The sequence below is a fragment of the Kaistella sp. 97-N-M2 genome, from assembly GCF_021513235.1.
Lineage (GTDB): Bacteria > Bacteroidota > Bacteroidia > Flavobacteriales > Weeksellaceae > Kaistella.
Window position 1 is genome coordinate 41,154 of sequence record NZ_CP090976.1, and the last position, 16,895, is coordinate 58,048.

The following is a 16,895-nucleotide window of genomic DNA, read 5'->3' on the forward strand; positions in this document are numbered from 1 at the left end:
GGCTGACTCAAATTTACACAAACAATATTCCACAACCAAAAATCCGCCAATGTGTCATAAAACGCGGAAGAGTTTTTCGTCCAGTTCCTTTCGCAAATGCGTAAGATTCATAATTTTTTTATAGGTTTCCTCGTTGTTTTCGGTTTCGGAGAGTTCGGTTTTCATGTGGTTGATGATCTTCATCACAAATGCTCTTTTGTGACGAAAAATCACATCCTGAACGATTTTCGGAACGACTTCTTCTTCGCTGCTGAAAAAAATCTGGTGTTTGCCCCAATCGCTGTTTTCATAAGGCTCTACCAAAGCATCTGCAATTTTCCCGGAAATATCTTCATCCAGTAACGTCATAAAAAATTCGCCGGAGCGCAATTCCTTGTTTGCAATGCCGATTTTTATTTCCTCTACAATCTTTTTGTTGATCCCGGACTGAATTTCATAATTATCTTCCTGAAGATGGCCGATAATTTCTTCGATGACGGTAATTTGGTAAGCCTGATTTTCTTCGTCGGCGCGATCTAAAATGCGGTCGCCGTATTTCAGCATCAACTCGACCAACTTTTCTTCCAAAACCAAAAGCGGATCTACGGTTTGCGAAGTTTCGGTCACCCTTTCCAACTTGGGCTGAATCTGCGCTTCCTGTCTTTGCTGTGGTGAAACCTGTTGTTTTTGAAGTTGCTTCTGAACATTCAGCTCATTAAAAAGCGACTGTTCCGAAAGGCCGAATTTATTGGAGACTTCCTTTAAATAAACTTCCTGTTTCAAAGCATTTTGAACAAAAGCCACCGATTTTACGATATCGCGGATGGATTCTGCCTTTTTTATAGGATCGCTTCCGGCTTCTTTCAGCAGAATTTCTGCTTTAAAATCAATAAAATCTTTCGCTTCTTCTTTAATGAAATTTTCCACAAACTGCTGCGGATGTTTTCTTGAAAAAGAATCGGGATCGTCGCCATCGGGGAAAAGCAAAACGCGGATGTTCATGGCTTCCGAAAGCAACATATCGATACTGCGGAAACTCGCTTTAATGCCGGCTGCATCGCCATCAAAAAGAATGGTTACGTTTTCCGTCAGTCTTTTGATGAGTTTAATCTGCTCCACGGTTAAAGCCGTTCCGGAACTCGATACCACGTTTTCAATGCCGGCCTGGTGCAGCGCGATCACATCCATATAACCTTCGACCAAAAGGCAGAGATTATTTTTGGAGATCGCCTGTTTGCTTTGATTCAGACCATAAAGAACACTCGATTTATGATAAATTTCTGTTTCCGGAGAATTCAGATATTTCGCAGTTTTGATATTATTTTTCAGAATCCGTGCGCCAAAACCTAAAACCCTGCCGGAGAAACTGTGGATGGGAAAAATCACGCGTTCGCGAAAGCGGTCAATTCCATTTGGTGCATTATCGGGAAAAATGGAAAGACCGGATTTCTCCAGAATTTTTTTGGAATAACCTTTGTCTAAAGCAAACTGCGTGAAGGCGTTTTTCAGCTCCGGCGAATAACCCAAATGAAATTTCCGGACGATCTCATCGCGCAGTTCCCGTTCTTTAAAATAGGAATAGGCGATGGATCGTCCCTCTTCCGTTTCCAGCATCTGGTCCTGAAAAAAATCGTTCGCAATCTCGTGAATTTTGTAAAGCAGCTCTTTGTCGGTTTGGGACTGTTTTTCCTCTTCGGTAAGTTCGCGTTTATCCTCTTCGATTTCAATTCCATATTTTTTCGCGGCGTGCCGAAGCGCTTCGGGATAAGTAAAACTTTCAATTTCCATCAAAAATGAAATGGCAGTTCCGCCTTTTCCGCTCGAAAAATCTTTCCAGATCTGCTTGCTGGGCGACACCACAAAACTTGCGGTTTTTTCGTCATGAAAAGGACTCAGACCCTTAAAATTAGAGCCGGCTCTTTTCAGTTGAACATATTCGCCAATGATTTCCTCCACGCGGATGGTGGAAAATATTTTGTCGATGGTCTGCTTCGAAATCATTCCGTAAAAATAGGAAATAAGTTTTTCTTTTCCTCTACATTTTTGGGCGTATCCCTCGTGGCTTTCGCTGGGGCCTTTGCACTCGGGTCGGGCTCTTCATTACAAGTCCTCAGTCGGCGCTCGCTTCGGCCGCGCCGCCTTCCGGGCTTTCCATTGCGATCCCTTACGCGGCGGACGGAAAATTGTTGAGGGTTATGGTGATGAGTAGTGAGTAGTGAGTAATGAGTAATGAAGAACGATTAACAGGTAATAAATTTCGGAACGTAAAGTTGGCTTCGTCAGCTGCTTTCAATTATGAAATATGATCTCTTCAATTTACACCAGTCAGGAAAACTTTAAACATCAAACTTATAATCTGCAATTTCCCGCTTTCGGGTTTCAACTTGATATCTTCTGCTTCCATCTTCCTTTCTCCAACTTCAGACGATAAAAAACTTTCGGCGCTCGCTTCGCTCGCGCCTCCAAAAAAATTCAATAAATTTGACAAACATTTTCCCGCTATGAAAAAACTACTTCTCCTTTCTTTCTGTACGTTCTCCCTCTTGGTTTCAGCCCAGAAAAAATATGTTCTCGTCGTCCACGGCGGTGCCGGCACGATTCTGAAATCCAGCATGACGCCGGAAAAAGAAAACGCTTACAAAGAAAAACTTACTGAAGCTTTACATGCCGGCTACGCCGAAATTCAAAAAGGAAAATCGGCTGTGGACGCTGTTGCTACGTCAATCGTCATTATGGAAGATTCTCCGCTCTTCAACGCCGGCAGAGGAGCCGTGTTCACCAACGACGGGAAAAATGAAATGGACGCTGCCATTATGGACGGTAAAAGCAAGGCGGCAGGTGCCATCGCGGGCGTTCACACGATTAAAAATCCCATTAAAGCCGCCATCGCCGTTATGCAAAAATCCGAACACGTGATGTTAAGCGGTGCAGGCGCGGAAGAATTTGCAAAAGACGAAAAGCTGGAACTCGTCGATCCGAAATACTTTTGGACAAAAGACCGTTGGGAAAGTTTGCAAAAAATAAAATCGAAGGAAAATTCCAAAAATTCAAAGAAAGTTTCTCAAAATATCTTACCTGAATCCTACGAAATCGATCAAAAATTTGGCACCGTGGGCGCCGTAGCTTTAGATCACAACGGAAACCTCGCTGCAGGAACTTCCACCGGAGGAATGACGAATAAAAAATACGGCAGAATTGGCGACGCACCCATTATCGGTGCCGGAACGTACGCCAATTCACAGGTCGGAATTTCCGCAACGGGTTGGGGCGAGTTTTTCATCCGTGCCACAGCCGCGAGAACGCTTGCAGCAAAAATGGAATATCAAAATAAAGACATCAAAACTGCCGCGCAGGATACCATCGACGAGATCGAAAAAATGGGTGGCGATGGCGGTTTGATCGCTCTCGATAAAGACGGCAACATTGCACAGCCTTTCAATACCGCGGGAATGTATCGCGGTGCCATTACCGATAAAGGCGAAATTTTCATCGAAATTTATAAATAAACATGCAGTTCACCATTACAACACTGGAAGAATGGCAAACCGTGCTTGCGGAAATTTTGCCGAAACTTCAGCATAAAATTCTGCTCCTGAAAGGAAATCTGGGTGCCGGAAAAACAACTTTCACGCAGTTTCTTTTGAAAAATTTAGGCAGCACCGACGAGGTCTCCTCTCCTACCTACGCCCTTGTGAACGAATACGATTCGCCCAAAGGAACGGTTTTTCATTTCGATCTCTACCGTCTCAAAAACATTAATGAAGCGTACGATATGGGCATCGAAGAATATCTGGACAACAGTTTTCTCTGCATCATCGAGTGGCCCGAGGTTTACGAAGAAGCCCTGGAAGATCTGCCGCACCACCTCATGACGATTGAAAATAATGGCGAAGAGCGCACAATTCATTTCAATTAAATTAAAATTTGTCAATCCTATAATGATTGTATCTTTGCATCATCATTTAACTTGTAATTACTTATCATCCTCGCCGCAGGAAATAATTTTAAATAATGAGCAGTACAAATATTTTCACACCGTTTTCGGAACAGGAATTAATGCCACAGGAAGAAAAACTGGAAGTGATTAAAAAAGGAAAACAATTCAGCATCGGTGTCCCGAAAGAAACGTGTCTTAACGAACGCAGATCCTGCGTAACTCCCGACGCCGTACAGGTTTTAGTAGCGCACGGACATCAGGTGATCATCGAATCCGGCGCCGGAACAGGTTCTTTCTATACCGATCTTCAGTATTCGGAATCCGGTGCGCAAATTACCTATAACGCACAGGAAGCTTTTCAGCAGGATTTGGTGCTTAAAATAAACCCGCCGACAACGGAAGAAATTGAATATTTAAAGCCGAATACCTATCTCGTTTCCGCGCTCCAGATCAATTTACGCGACAAAGAATATTTCCAGAAGTTATCTGAAAAAAAAGTGAATGCCATCGCTTTCGAATTTATTGTTGATGAATACAAGCAACTTTCTCTGGTACGGCTCATCGGCGAAATAGCCGGAAATATCTCCGTGCTGTATGCTGCAGAACTCCTGGCGCTTTCGAACGGCTTAATGTTGGGCGGCATTACGGGAGTTCGTCCCACAGAAGTAGTCATTCTCGGCGCGGGAATTGTTGGCGAATTCGCTACTAAAGCCGCGATCGGATTGGGAGCCAGCGTGAAAGTTTTCGACAATTCCCTTTCAAAACTGCGACGATTGCACATGATGGTAGACGGCAGAGTGCCGACTTCGATCATCGATCCGAAAGAACTTGGTAAAAGTTTAAAAAGAGCCGACGTGGTTATCGGTGCTTTGTCAAAAATAAGTTTAGCGCCAATTGTTACGGAAGACATGGTCGCAAACATGAAGAAAGGCAGCGTGATCATCGATGTTACCATCGATAATGGGAAGGTTATAGAAACTTCGGAACTGACCGATATGGAAAACCCCTACATCATCAAACACGGCGTTATCCATTGCGGATTGCCCAATTTAACGTCCAAAATGCCGCGCACGACAACAAAAGCCATCTCCAATTTCTTTTTGAGTTATCTTTTAAATTATGATGAAGAAGGCGGTTTCGACAATATGTTGGTTCGAAAAAACGAGATGAAACACACGCTTTATATGTACAAAGGCCGCCACACGAAAAAAGTGATCTGCGACCGTTTCGACCTTACTTACCACGATATCAATCTTTTAATTTTTTAAATGCGGAAGTTAAAATTTTTTCTCCTTGGGCTTATTCCGGGATTGGTGCTCGTATTTTTTATTCTGAACAAAAAAGGCGCAAGCTGTAGCGGCTATCTGCCAAACTCGCGCGTGATCGCGGAAACACTTTCGAAAAAGGCAATTTATTCGCCCTCCTTTTCCGCTGAAATGGCCGAAAATAAAATCGACGAAAAGTTTTTAAAAGACAGCATTCTCACGAAAGGTGAAGTTGATTTCGACAAAAGCAAAGCGCAGCAAAAACCCTGTCCGGAGTACGTTTTGGTTTATCCGAAAAAAAATCCGCGGTACGAAATCCGATTTGAAAAATGTAAGGAAGAAGCAAATTTTAATTCTTTGAGAAAACTGCGGTAGAACATAAAAGCGGTACCAAATTCCCTGACTTTAAATGAAAATAACATTAATCGGTGTCGGCTTGATCGGCGGATCTATGGCGCTGAAGCTGAAAGCAAAAGGTCTTGCTTCTTATGTTTATGGCGTGGATCAAAATGAAGCGCACCTCACAGAAGCCCAACAACTCGGCATTATCGATGAAATGGCCTCGCTGGAATATGCGGTGGCCCATTCAGATTTAGTAATTCTTGCCATTCCCGTTGATGCCTCCCGCGAAATGCTGCCGCTGATTTTAAATTTAGTTGATGATACGCAGACCGTCATGGATGCTGGCTCCACGAAAGAAGGCATTGTTGATGCAGTAAAAGACCATCCGAAACGAGACCGTTTTGTCGCTTTTCACCCCATGTGGGGAACGGAAAATTCAGGACCTAAATCGGCACTTTCCGAAAGTTTTACGGGAAAAGCTGCGGTAATTTGCGATCGCGAACATTCTGCGGAAGATGCTTTAAAAACAGTAGAACTCGTGGCCGAAAATCTGGATATGCATTTGATCTACATGAAGGCGCAGGATCACGATATTCACACGGCGTATATTTCGCATATTTCCCACATTACGTCTTATGCTTTGGCGAATACGGTTTTGGAGAAAGAACGCGAAGAAGATACCATTTTCCAGCTTGCAAGTTCTGGATTTTCGAGCACGGTTCGGTTGGCGAAGTCGCATCCAGAAATGTGGGTACCGATCTTTAAACAAAACAAAGAAAATGTGCTGGACGTTCTGAACGAACACATTTCGCAACTCCGAAAATTTAAGTCCGCGCTGGAAAAAGATAACGACGAATTGCTGGAAGAACTCATCCGGAATGCGAATAAGATCCGGGGCATTTTGGGAGAAAAGTGATGTTGGTTGAAGGATGATGCTTGAGGGATGTTGTATGATGGGTGACGAGTGATGAGATTAAAAGATGTTAAATATTCTTAGCTATTGATAATCATCGTATTAGTTAAAATAATTAATTTTACTTAAAACTAATCATCATGGCAAAATACAGCGCTCCCGGAATTTACGTGGAAGAAATTCCGCACAGTCCTGAGATTGAAACTTCTACCGATGGAGCGGTTTTTCTCGGATACACAGAAAAGCACGAAAATTTGCAGGGCGAAAATCTTTGCAATCTGCCCACGCTTATTCATTCTCTGCGCGAATTTGAACTTCTTTTTGGCTTTGCGCAGAACGAAGAAAACCTGACGATCTTCGATGAATCTACCGTAGCCCTGGAAAAAATCTCGGTCGGGTTCGAAGGTTCAAAATCTCTGCACAATCTGTATTATTCTTTACAAGCTTTCTTTAGTCAGGGTGCGTCATCGTGCACGATTGTTTCGGTCGGAAAATACAAACCCCTCGGCGAGCCGTTGAAGGTGGAAGATTTCGAAAAGGGTTTGGAGTTTTTACAGAAGACAAATAACAATTTTTTGATCGCCGTGCCCGAAAGCCAGAATTTGGCAGAAGTTGATTTTTATGCGATTCAACAAAGTATTCTGGAGTATTGTGCACGTAATAAATGCTTCGCGATTTTGGATCTTCCACCGGTTTCAAAAGAAAATTACCGCGTGATGGTTAGCAGCTACCGCGAAAAATTGGAATCGCCGCATCTTTCCTACGGCAGCGCTTTTTTTCCGAACCTGATCACTTTATTTCCTTACGCCTGCGATGAATCTGCTTTAAAAATTAAAAAATCGGGCGAAGAATTTTCTCTTGCATTTATAAAAGAAAACAATCCATTGCGATACAAAAAATACGCGGAAGTTTTGACGCAGTTTTTCGCAGAAGTTCCGCCAAGTGCAGCTGTTGCGGCCGCATTTTTGAAAAATGATAACGACAAAGGAATCTGGAAAGCGCCCGCTAATATTGCACTACAGAATGTTCGTCGACTTGCGGTCCAACTTTCCAATAGTGAGCAGGATTTCTTAACTATTGACGCAGATTCCGACAAGTCGATCAATGCCATCCGAAATTTTACAGGCAGAGGAAACTTAATTTGGGGCAGCAGAACTTTGGACGGAAACAGTAACGAATGGCGTTATATTTCAGCACGGCGATTCGCAAATCTTCTGGAAAACGATCTGATTAACGCACTGAAACCTTTTGGTCTTGAAGAAAATTCCCAAACTATCTGGACCGATATTAAAAACAAGACGCAAAATTATCTCTTGAATTTTTGGCAACATGGCTCTCTGCAGGGAATGAAACCGGAGCAAGGTTTCTTTGTACGGTGCGGACTCGGCCAAACGATGACGGCGCAAGATATTTTAGAGGGAAATCTGATTTTGGAAGTGGGATTCGCGCCGGCTAGACCTGCGGAATTTATCGTTTTACACATTCAGCAAAAGATGGCCTGAGGGCAGATTATCCCTTCGGAAAGAATACGCAACTTTATTTTAGCCCGGATGGGAACGGCATCCCCGCCGCGGCGGGATATAGTGGACAGCCGGTGGAGCTTTCGGGATCGCACAGATGTTTGTGCTCCTAAAAATTACGTTTAAAATTTTAACATTCCGCGACGTTGACGGCGATGGCCAAGCCACCTTCGGAAGTTTCTTTGAAGCGGTCGCTCATGCTTTGCGCCGTCTCCCACATGGACTGGATGACCTGATCGAGGGAAACGCGGGCTTTCGTGGGATCGGATTCCAGCGCAATATTGGAGGCGGTAATGGCTTTGATGGCACCCATGGAGTTCCGCTCGATACACGGAATCTGCACCAAACCCGCGATGGGATCGCATGTAAGGCCGAGATGATGCTCCATAGCGATTTCCGCAGCCATTAAAACCTGACCGGGCGTTCCGCCCATAATTTCGGTGAGACCCGCTGCCGCCATGGCCGAGGACACACCGACTTCTGCCTGACAGCCGCCCATTGCAGCGGAAATGGTCGCATTTTTTTTGAACAGCGTACCGATTTCGCCCGCCACCAAAAGGAAACGCACGATATCGTCGTCCGAGGTGCGGTCGGTGAAAGCCTGCGCATACATTAAAACCGCGGGAATCACACCGCTTGCGCCATTGGTTGGCGCGGTGATGATTCGGCCAAAACTGGCGTTCTCTTCGTTCACGGCAAGGGCAAAACAGGAAACCCATTTGTTGATTGTGGTAAAGGTTTCTTCGGCATCAACGACGAGCTGAAACCATTCGTCGATATTTTTATAAACTTTGTCGCCGAGTAATTTGGTGTTCCAGGCGGCAGCACGGCGCGTTACTTTTAGGCCGCCGGGAAGGATATCCTCCTTATTGACGCCTTTGTAGATGCATTCTTTAATTTGCTGCCAAATGTAAAGCGCTTCCCGTTCGGTTTCTTCTTTGGTGCGCCAGGATTCTTCGTTCAGAAAAATTAAATCGGAGATTCTTTGGAGGCCTAACTTTTCAACATTTCGCATAACATCGGCGCCGCTGTGGCAGGGATAAAGGGTGCGAACGCAATGCTTTTCGTAGGAATTTTCTTCCCGTGTCGCAATAAAACCGCCGCCGACGGAATAGTAATCCTGAATCAGTTCTTCGCCGTTGTCGAAAATGGCTCTAAAAATCATCCCGTTCGGGTGAAAATCGAGAGATCTTTTTTTATTTAAGATTAAATGTTCGCCGTATACAAATGGAATAAGTTTTTCGCCGCCCAAATTAAGTTGGTTGGCCACTTTCATCACGGCAATTTTCTCTGTAATTTTTGTGGTGTCGATGGTTTTGAAATTTTCGCCTGCCAAGCCTAACATGCCGGCGATATCGGTACCGTGACCAATTCCGGTCTTTGCAAGCGAGCCGAAAAATTCCACAAAAACTTCTTTAACGTCCTGAATTTGATGATCGGTGCGGATCTGTCGCAAAAAATTTCCGGCGGCATTCCACGGTCCCATCGTGTGGGAACTGGAAGGGCCGATACCGACTTTTATAATTTCGAAAATACTGATTGATTCCATGATAGCTAAATAGAAAAATGGATTTTTATTCCAAGAATTGCTCACTACAAAGGTAATCCTATTTTTATTAAACTTTGAATTTGAAACCGGCGTTTATGTTTCAAAAGGAAATTTATAAAAGGTTTAGGCGCCGATCTAAGAGAATGATTTTCAGAATTGATTCAAAAAAAAATACTTTTCGAATATTTCATTTAAAATTTTGGAAACCTGTTTGTGTTTTGTCGCGGGAAAGAGATGCGTGCCGCCTTCTATGACGTAATCGGGTTTGGAATGTTTGACGGGAAAAACAATGTCGCGGCTGCCTAAAATCTGAATCACTTTCGGATTTTCCTCGGATTTCCAGCTGGAGACTTTTTCGATGCCCCACTTCAGGTAATAGGAATCGCGCACCATCAGATAATCCATAATTTTTGGGTTTTTAGGATCGACCAGTTTCCGCGCGATGGAATACATGAGGATGGAATTGATATTGAACAATCTTTGCGGAAGATATTTAGGTATTCGTGATAATTCGCCCAGTTTGATAAAGCGCGATTTTTCTTTGTGAGATTTGATGCAGCCTAAAATAATAACTTTTTGCGCGGGTTTTATTTTATCGATTTCCTGTACGATGATGCCGCCGAAGGAATATCCCAGAAGCGAAAAAGGTTCGGAAGTATCGATCTTTTCGGCCATGCGCTCCACATAGGCCGAAAAGTCTTCGTTTCGCGTCGGAATAAGCCAGTCGATAAAAACGACGTCGAGGTGCGCGGGAAATTTAATCCGTTCGAGAACTTTAAAATCTGCGCCCAGTCCGCTAATGACGTACAATTTCATCTTCTTGACTTCTTCTCTACTCATTTCCATTTTTAACATTTATTAGATACGGTTTTGTAAAAATAAAAAAAAGAGCAGGGAAACTGCTCTTTACTTATCAATATTTCGGGACGAATTATTTTGCGGTCACTTTCACCAACATATCGATGTCGTTTTTTACCAAAACGTCCTGCATGGAAGACTGGTAAGCTACATCGAATTTCTGTCTGTCGAAGGTAAATTTATCCGAAACTAAACTGACGACTCCTTTGCTGTAAGCGATTTTTGCGGGAAAAGAAACGGCGTTTGTTTTTCCTTTGATCGTCAAATTACCATTAACGATGTAATTATATACTTTGTCGCTGTTTTTCTTTAAAGATGTAATGGTGTAAGTTGCTGTCGGAAATTTATCAGCCTCGAAGAAATCTCCGTTTTTCAGGTGATTGTTTAGTTTGGTTTGATATTCTCCGGACAAATCGGTGGCGTTGATGGACGTCATATCCAGAACAAAAGTCCCTCCTACAACCTGATTACCTTTCATCACAATATTTCCGGATTTTAGGTTAATCTTTCCGTTGTGCGAAGAAGCTTCGGTTTTTGCGATTTTGTAGCCCCACCAGCGTCCGAAGCCACTACTTTTTTGGATTGTCCGAAAGCCAGGCCTCCGATTAAAACTGCGAATAATGCAACTTTTTTCATATAATTTTTTGTTTAAATTTCTGCGCAAAAATAGGGTTATAAAACGGGTTAACGCATTGATATAGGATAATAAATTGCAGGTGCAGGTGGATTTTTAAATCTTAATCTGGAAAAATTTTAGATAACCCTGAGCGAAAACCAAAAAAAAACTTCGGTTCCCCGAAGTTATTACGTAAATTATAAATGTTGCCCTACTCTTCCGAAAACGCGGCGTAAACAGCGGCACCGTTAATAATTGTGTTCGCGTCTTTAACCAGATAAATTGGAATATCTTTCAATAGAACTTCCATTTTATCACTGATGATGAAGTTTTTGTAGAACTTGTCGTTGTTCAAAAAGCGCTGCAGCATTAACGGAATTTCACCCGTAAGATACAGACCGCCGGTTGCTTTTAGTTTTAACACCAAACTGTTCGCTTCGCGGGCAAGAAAAATAATAAAGGTGTCGATGGTCATATTACAAATCCGGTCTTTTTCCTCGATGGCACCGTTGATGATTGCTTCCGTAAAATTTCCGGAGTCGATTTCCTGCGTTAACCATTCAGGCTGTTTTTGATGCTTTACATCACGTAAAAAACGGTAAATATTAAATAATCCTTCATTTGAAAGAACGGATTCCCAACTTACGATGCCGTAGATTTTTTGGAGAAAATGGTAGAATTCAACCTCATCACTTGTTCTCGGGGAGAACTCGCAATGTCCGCCTTCCGTGGCGAAAGGCCGTAAGGTAGAACCGTCCCAAAACAGACCGGCTTCCCCCAAACCCGCGCCGGGAGCTAACAAAGCAATATTTCCGGGCGTGAAGTGATCGGACTCGTGAAGGGGTAAAAAATTGCCTTCGTTGTTTTCCAGGCCGTAGGCTGAGGCTTCAAGGTCATTAATCAAATAAACTTTACTGATGTGCGTTTCGCGACGAATTTCTTCCGTATCAACCTTCCAGGGTAAACGCGCAGGCTCGCTGACGCCGCCGATCACAGGACCCGGAACCGCCACGGCAATCTTCGAAATATTGGTGAGGGAGTTGTCGGCAATAAACTGATTGATAATAGCCGGAAAAGATGCAAAATCGCGTGTATTATACGTATTTTCGCGCTTACAAATTACTTTTTTATTTTCCGTAACGTACAGCGCGAGATACGTTTTTTCGCGACGGATGTCGGCGGAAACTAACGAAATATTATTGTTGCTTTGTGCCGTGATCGCAGGTAAAAAAAGTTTAAATTTATTGGTAGACTCCATGTTTTATTATGTTATCAACCAAAGATAATCATTGTTTTTAAAAAATGTAAAAAAAATAAAAAACCTTCTTAAAAAATTAAGAAGGTTTAAATCAGTTGAACTGAAAATTATTTTCCAAGCGGAATGTTGTAGCCAATACCTGCACCAATCGCGCCGGCACTATATTTTTGATTAGCAATTTCGCCTTTATCACCTGTGAAGGTTTTTTGATATTGAAGGGAGAAGTTCCAGTCTTTGTTATGGTAACCAATTTCAGGTTTGATGTAGAAGCCACCGTCTGGTCTGTCTACTGAAGCGTTTGACGCCACTTTATCGTCACCCACGATGAAACCGTAACCTAGATCGGTACCTAAATAGAATCCCATTTGTTTCGGATAAACTCTAATTAAAGCGGCTACAGGAACAACACCAAAATCGTTGTTATTAATGGTTACACCATTGACGTCATTATCTCTTCCGAAGAAGTGGCTGTACCCAGTCGCGATACCCAAACCAAATCCCGGAGTGATCAGGTTCTGGTAAGAAACGTCCAAACCTAAATTTCCACCTGCATTTTCTGCCGGCACGGCAAAACCACCGTTAATTCCAACCTTAATCATGTTTCTCATGTCTGCACTTTGTGCACTTGCCAATCCTGCTGTCATTAATCCTAATGCTAGGATTGTTTTCGTCATTGATTTCATAATTTCTAAATTTTTAATTTTACAAGGGGATTACTTGTCAAAATCGTGCCAAATAAAGCCTAAACTGTCTTTCCACCGGCGACAATAACGATAACTAATTGATTTACAATTGCTAAAAATTAAACACGCATTTATATTTTCGGACAGCCAGATGTTGAAAATGTGGCCGAAATTTTACATTTGACCAAAAAAAAGTCCCATTTTGCAACGGGACTTTTTCGTGTTTGCGGAAATTTAAATGGTTTCCAAAGCGGTTTTCATATCCTGGTAGCCGCCGCCATTGTAAACATCAACCATACCTTCCGATTTGAAGTAATAGACAGCTTTTCCACTGCGGTTTCCGCTGCGGCAGAAGAAAATTTTGTTGCCGCTTAAGTTCACAACTTCCTGTTTTCTTTCTTCAAGCTCACCCAGAGGGATGTTCTGCGCTTCTTCGATATTTCCATCCATTTCGAGTTCCATTGGTTCGCGAACGTCGATCAAATGGTAATTTCCTGCTTTTAATACTTCTTCTATTGTCATAAAATTATTTTTTTAGTTAATTTAAATTGAAAAGTTTTATTCTAAACTTTCACAAACAAGTTTTGGTCTTCGGGATCAAATTTATGAAATAATGTTAATTTTGCAAAATCAATAATGAATCCAACCTCCGAAAAACACGCGCGACTTATTAAATCCAAAGCCAAAAAGTTTGGATTTCAAAGCTGTGGCATTTCGAAAGCCGGCTTTCTGGAAGAAGAAGCGCATTCCCTGGAAAAATGGTTGCGAAGCGATTACCACGGAAAAATGGCCTACATGGAAAATCATTTTGATAAAAGACTGGATCCCACTTTACTTGTAGAAGGTTCCAAATCGGTCATCTCTTTGTCCTACAATTATTTCCCCGCGGAAAACCTTTCTTCGCTTGAAAACTTTAAAATATCCAAATACGCGTACGGCGAAGATTATCATATCGTTATCAAAGATATTTTAGCAGAAATGGTTGCGGAACTAAAAGAAGAAATCGGGGATTTTGAATGCCGTATTTTTACAGATTCTGCGCCCATTTTAGAACGGAGTTGGGCCAGAAAATCGGGCATCGGCTGGGTGGGAAAAAATGCGAACCTCATCACGAAACAGAACGGTTCGTTCTACTTTCTGGCCGAAATCATCTGCGATCTCGAACTTCAGGCAGATCTTGCGACGACAGATCATTGCGGTACGTGCACCAAGTGTATCGATGCATGCCCCACGGATGCCATTGTGTCCGAAAAAGTGATCGATGGCAGCAAATGTATTTCGTATGCGACGATCGAGCTGAAAGAGGAAATCCCGGAAAGTTTTAAAAATAAAATGCAGGACTGGATGTTCGGTTGCGACATCTGTCAGGACATTTGTCCCTGGAACCGCTTCTCCGCACCTCATCAGCAGGAAAAATTTAAGCCCAATCAGTTTCTGCAAAATTATCAAAAAGAAGACTGGAAAGAAGTAACGCAGGAAGTATTTTCGGAGATCTTTCGAAAGTCGCCGGTGAAGCGGACGAAATTTGCCGGTTTGCAGAGAAATATTGGTTTTCTGGCGGAATAAATTTAAAAAGAATCATTTCGGAAGAAGAAGAAGAAAAAGACAACCCGAATTTAATTAAAGCTGGATGGGGGTTTCGGAATTATAATTCGTTTTTTCCTTTGAAGAAAAATAGATTTCAGCGGGAAATCTTTTCTAAGATCAACGTCGTTTTTGATTTCGCTTCGGCGCCACTTTTACACGAATTTTGAATCTCTTTTGTGATTTCGATTTTTTCGGCATAAGATCTTTGTGTTTTTCCCTACTAAATTTAAGTAATCTTCCATAACCGACAAGCCCCTGGCAGAAAAATTCCTAATAATTTTATTACTTTTGAAAAATGAAGAAATTTGGTATTCTCGTTCTCAAAACTCTTGGGACCATTCTTGGCATCGTGGCTTTATATTTACTGCTTGCCTTTTTTATTCCCTATATTGAGGTGCCGGCGAAACCGGTTCAGGAGCCGAAGACCATCACCGCTTATATTCTGACGAACGGCGTCCATACCGATCTCGTGGTCCCCATTAAGTCTGCGGAAATGGACTGGAGCCAACAAATTCCGTTTCAAAATACGCGTTCCCAAAGAACAGATTTTAAATATTTATCGATCGGCTGGGGCGACAAAGGCTTCTATCTGGATACGCCAACGTGGGCAGATCTGAAAGTATCAACAGCCTTTAAAGCCGCTTTTTGGCTCAGCGAATCTGCAATGCACTGCACCTTTTACGACACAATGACCGAAGGTGAAGACTGCAAAAAAATCACGCTCACGCACGACCAATACCTGGCGCTTATCGATTTTATACAAAGTAAATTCGATCTGGACCAAAACGGAAAAACTATGCTGATAAAAACCGACGCAGTTTACAGCAAAAACGATGCCTTCTATGATGCGAAAGGACGCTACAGCTTTCTGAATACGTGCAATACGTGGGCAAACAACGGTTTAATTGCTGCCGGACAAAAAGCCGCGCTGTGGACGGCAAGCGATTTTGGTATTTTTCAGCATTACGAATAGCTTTATTTCGAAGCATAGTTCCGCGCGTTATTCCAGGTCAACACGCAGAATTTTTTCTCGCCGCGGAAATTTTAAATAAATAAAAATAATGATGAGATTACTATTACTTATACTCAACCTGACTTTTCTAATCCCATCTTTTGCCGACGGGCAATCTTTAAACCCAAAAACCGACAGCTTAAGGGTTGGAATTGCCGGGACCGCGCCCTTCGTTTTCTTTGAAGAAGGAAATCCCGAGCCGCAGGGAATTTCGCCGACCATCTGGAATGAACTTGCCCAAAACTTGAAATGGGATTTCACCTATCAAAAATACAATACCGTTAATTTAGCGTTGGACGCTTTGAAAAAAGGCGAAGTGGATATGGTTGCCGGACCCGTTACGATTAATTCGCAGCGCCTGGAAAGTTTTAAATTTTCGCAGCCTTTTTACCAGTCAAGTCTCGCTATCGCCTACAAAAAAGGCGAATTCAGTTTTTGGAATGTGATCAAACTTTTGTTCAGTTTTAAACTGTTGATCGCGATTGGCGTTTTTCTCATCATTCTTACGATCGTCGGCACGCTGCTCTGGCTTGCGGAACGGAAAGAATCTCCGGAACAGTTTTCCCACGAACCCGCAAAAGGAATTGGAACGGGCATGTGGCTGGCCATTGTAACGATGAGTACGACGGGTTATGGCGACAAAGCACCGATCACGCTCATGGGACGGATTATCGCGGGAACGTGGATGATCGTTTCTATTATCTCCGCTACTTCAATGGTGGCGGGAATTGCAAGTGTTTTAACCTTTACAAATTTTCAGGCGGTAGATATTCAAAGCATCGAGCAGCTGAACGGTAAGAAAGTGGCGACAGTTTCGGGTTCGCCTTCCGTGTCGTTTTTAAAAGAATATAAGATGAAAATTAAATCCGTTGAAAACTTAAATGAGGCAGTCCGACTCCTTAATAGCAAACAGGTTGATGCCATCGTGTACGACCGTCCGCAATTGATGTATTATATTAAAACCCACGAAAAAGAAGATATTCAGCTCGCGGCGGCCGAATATTACAAACAGGGTTACGGATTTGTTTTTCCGAAAGAAAGCACTTTAACGTATGATGTTAACCGCAAATTGCTGGAACTTGCCGAAGAGGGAGAAACCGCCGAGATTATGGAGCGCTATTTGGGCAAAGAAAATTAAGTGATACTAACGCAGTAAAAACTTCTGTTTTCGATTCTGAAAAATAAATAAATATATCCCAATTTTTTTTGATTGGCTCGCCAAAAAATGGACATTTTCTTTTTAATGAATATCATCCCAGCGTCTGCATTGGCAGCAAATCGAGGTAATTATGATTTACGTTTCAGCAGAAGATCGCACAAAAAAACCTCTGTCGTTAAACAGAGGTTTTGTACCCGGTGCCGAAGTATTTTTAAAC

At 42.6% G+C, this 16,895-nt stretch carries 15 protein-coding genes and 1 pseudogene; 9 read left to right on the forward strand and 7 right to left on the reverse strand.

Going from position 1 to position 16,895, the window contains the following annotated elements; translation table 11 throughout:
- Window positions 1-54: 54 nt before the first annotated feature.
- On the reverse strand, window positions 55-1,980 hold the full coding sequence (gene dnaG, locus L0B70_RS00195; RefSeq protein ID WP_235142311.1) for a DNA primase: 1,926 nt from the start codon (window positions 1,978-1,980) through the stop codon (window positions 55-57).
- A 500-nt stretch (window positions 1,981-2,480) separates the two neighbouring features.
- Here dnaG and L0B70_RS00200 point away from each other — a divergent pair, with 500 nt between their 5' ends.
- The 6 genes from L0B70_RS00200 to L0B70_RS00225 all read left to right on the forward strand — a co-directional run bounded on the left by L0B70_RS00200 (window position 2,481) and on the right by L0B70_RS00225 (window position 7,938).
- Complete coding sequence (locus L0B70_RS00200) at window positions 2,481-3,485, forward strand: isoaspartyl peptidase/L-asparaginase family protein (RefSeq protein ID WP_235142312.1); 1,005 nt, start codon at window positions 2,481-2,483, stop codon at window positions 3,483-3,485.
- A 2-nt stretch (window positions 3,486-3,487) separates the two neighbouring features.
- Window positions 3,488-3,895, forward strand: a complete 408-nt coding sequence (gene tsaE / locus L0B70_RS00205; RefSeq protein ID WP_235142313.1) for a tRNA (adenosine(37)-N6)-threonylcarbamoyltransferase complex ATPase subunit type 1 TsaE — start codon at window positions 3,488-3,490, stop codon at window positions 3,893-3,895.
- Between the two features lie 95 nt (window positions 3,896-3,990).
- Window positions 3,991-5,184: an alanine dehydrogenase gene (locus L0B70_RS00210; RefSeq protein WP_235142314.1), complete on the forward strand. Its 1,194-nt coding sequence runs from the start codon at window positions 3,991-3,993 to the stop codon at window positions 5,182-5,184.
- Window positions 5,185-5,556: a hypothetical protein gene (locus L0B70_RS00215; protein ID WP_235142315.1), complete on the forward strand. Its 372-nt coding sequence runs from the start codon at window positions 5,185-5,187 to the stop codon at window positions 5,554-5,556. It abuts the gene before it with no gap.
- 34 nt (window positions 5,557-5,590) lie between these two features.
- On the forward strand, window positions 5,591-6,439 hold the full coding sequence (locus L0B70_RS00220; RefSeq protein ID WP_235142316.1) for a prephenate dehydrogenase: 849 nt from the start codon (window positions 5,591-5,593) through the stop codon (window positions 6,437-6,439).
- A gap of 137 nt (window positions 6,440-6,576) precedes the next feature.
- On the forward strand, window positions 6,577-7,938 hold the full coding sequence (locus tag L0B70_RS00225) for a phage tail sheath C-terminal domain-containing protein (RefSeq protein ID WP_235142317.1): 1,362 nt from the start codon (window positions 6,577-6,579) through the stop codon (window positions 7,936-7,938).
- Window positions 7,939-8,086: 148 nt separating this feature from the next.
- Here L0B70_RS00225 and L0B70_RS00230 read toward each other — a convergent pair whose 3' ends face one another.
- From L0B70_RS00230 to L0B70_RS00260, 6 genes and pseudogenes are all read right to left on the reverse strand, one after another.
- On the reverse strand, window positions 8,087-9,505 hold the full coding sequence (locus L0B70_RS00230; protein WP_235142318.1) for an L-serine ammonia-lyase: 1,419 nt from the start codon (window positions 9,503-9,505) through the stop codon (window positions 8,087-8,089).
- Window positions 9,506-9,655: 150 nt separating this feature from the next.
- Window positions 9,656-10,321 carry an alpha/beta fold hydrolase gene (locus L0B70_RS00235; protein ID WP_235143537.1) on the reverse strand — a complete coding sequence of 222 codons (666 nt, stop codon included), beginning with the start codon at window positions 10,319-10,321 and terminating at the stop codon, window positions 9,656-9,658.
- Between the two features lie 115 nt (window positions 10,322-10,436).
- Window positions 10,437-10,999, reverse strand: a pseudogene (locus L0B70_RS00240) (YceI family protein).
- Window positions 11,000-11,190: 191 nt separating this feature from the next.
- Entirely contained in the window at window positions 11,191-12,237 is a 1,047-nt protein-coding gene (locus tag L0B70_RS00250; protein ID WP_235142321.1) for a glucokinase, read from the reverse strand.
- Window positions 12,238-12,344: 107 nt separating this feature from the next.
- Entirely contained in the window at window positions 12,345-12,920 is a 576-nt protein-coding gene (locus tag L0B70_RS00255; RefSeq protein WP_235142322.1) for a hypothetical protein, read from the reverse strand.
- Between the two features lie 234 nt (window positions 12,921-13,154).
- A complete protein-coding gene (locus L0B70_RS00260) occupies window positions 13,155-13,442 on the reverse strand; it encodes a rhodanese-like domain-containing protein (protein ID WP_235142323.1) in 288 nt (95 codons plus the stop codon).
- A gap of 114 nt (window positions 13,443-13,556) precedes the next feature.
- Here L0B70_RS00260 and queG point away from each other — a divergent pair, with 114 nt between their 5' ends.
- The 3 genes from queG to L0B70_RS00275 all read left to right on the forward strand — a co-directional run bounded on the left by queG (window position 13,557) and on the right by L0B70_RS00275 (window position 16,657).
- Window positions 13,557-14,486, forward strand: coding sequence for a tRNA epoxyqueuosine(34) reductase QueG (gene queG, locus L0B70_RS00265; RefSeq protein WP_235142324.1), 930 nt, complete (start codon window positions 13,557-13,559; stop codon window positions 14,484-14,486).
- Between the two features lie 316 nt (window positions 14,487-14,802).
- A complete protein-coding gene (locus tag L0B70_RS00270; RefSeq protein WP_235142325.1) occupies window positions 14,803-15,480 on the forward strand; it encodes a TIGR02117 family protein in 678 nt (225 codons plus the stop codon).
- 88 nt (window positions 15,481-15,568) lie between these two features.
- Window positions 15,569-16,657: a transporter substrate-binding domain-containing protein gene (locus L0B70_RS00275; RefSeq protein WP_235142326.1), complete on the forward strand. Its 1,089-nt coding sequence runs from the start codon at window positions 15,569-15,571 to the stop codon at window positions 16,655-16,657.
- Window positions 16,658-16,895 lie beyond the last annotated feature (238 nt).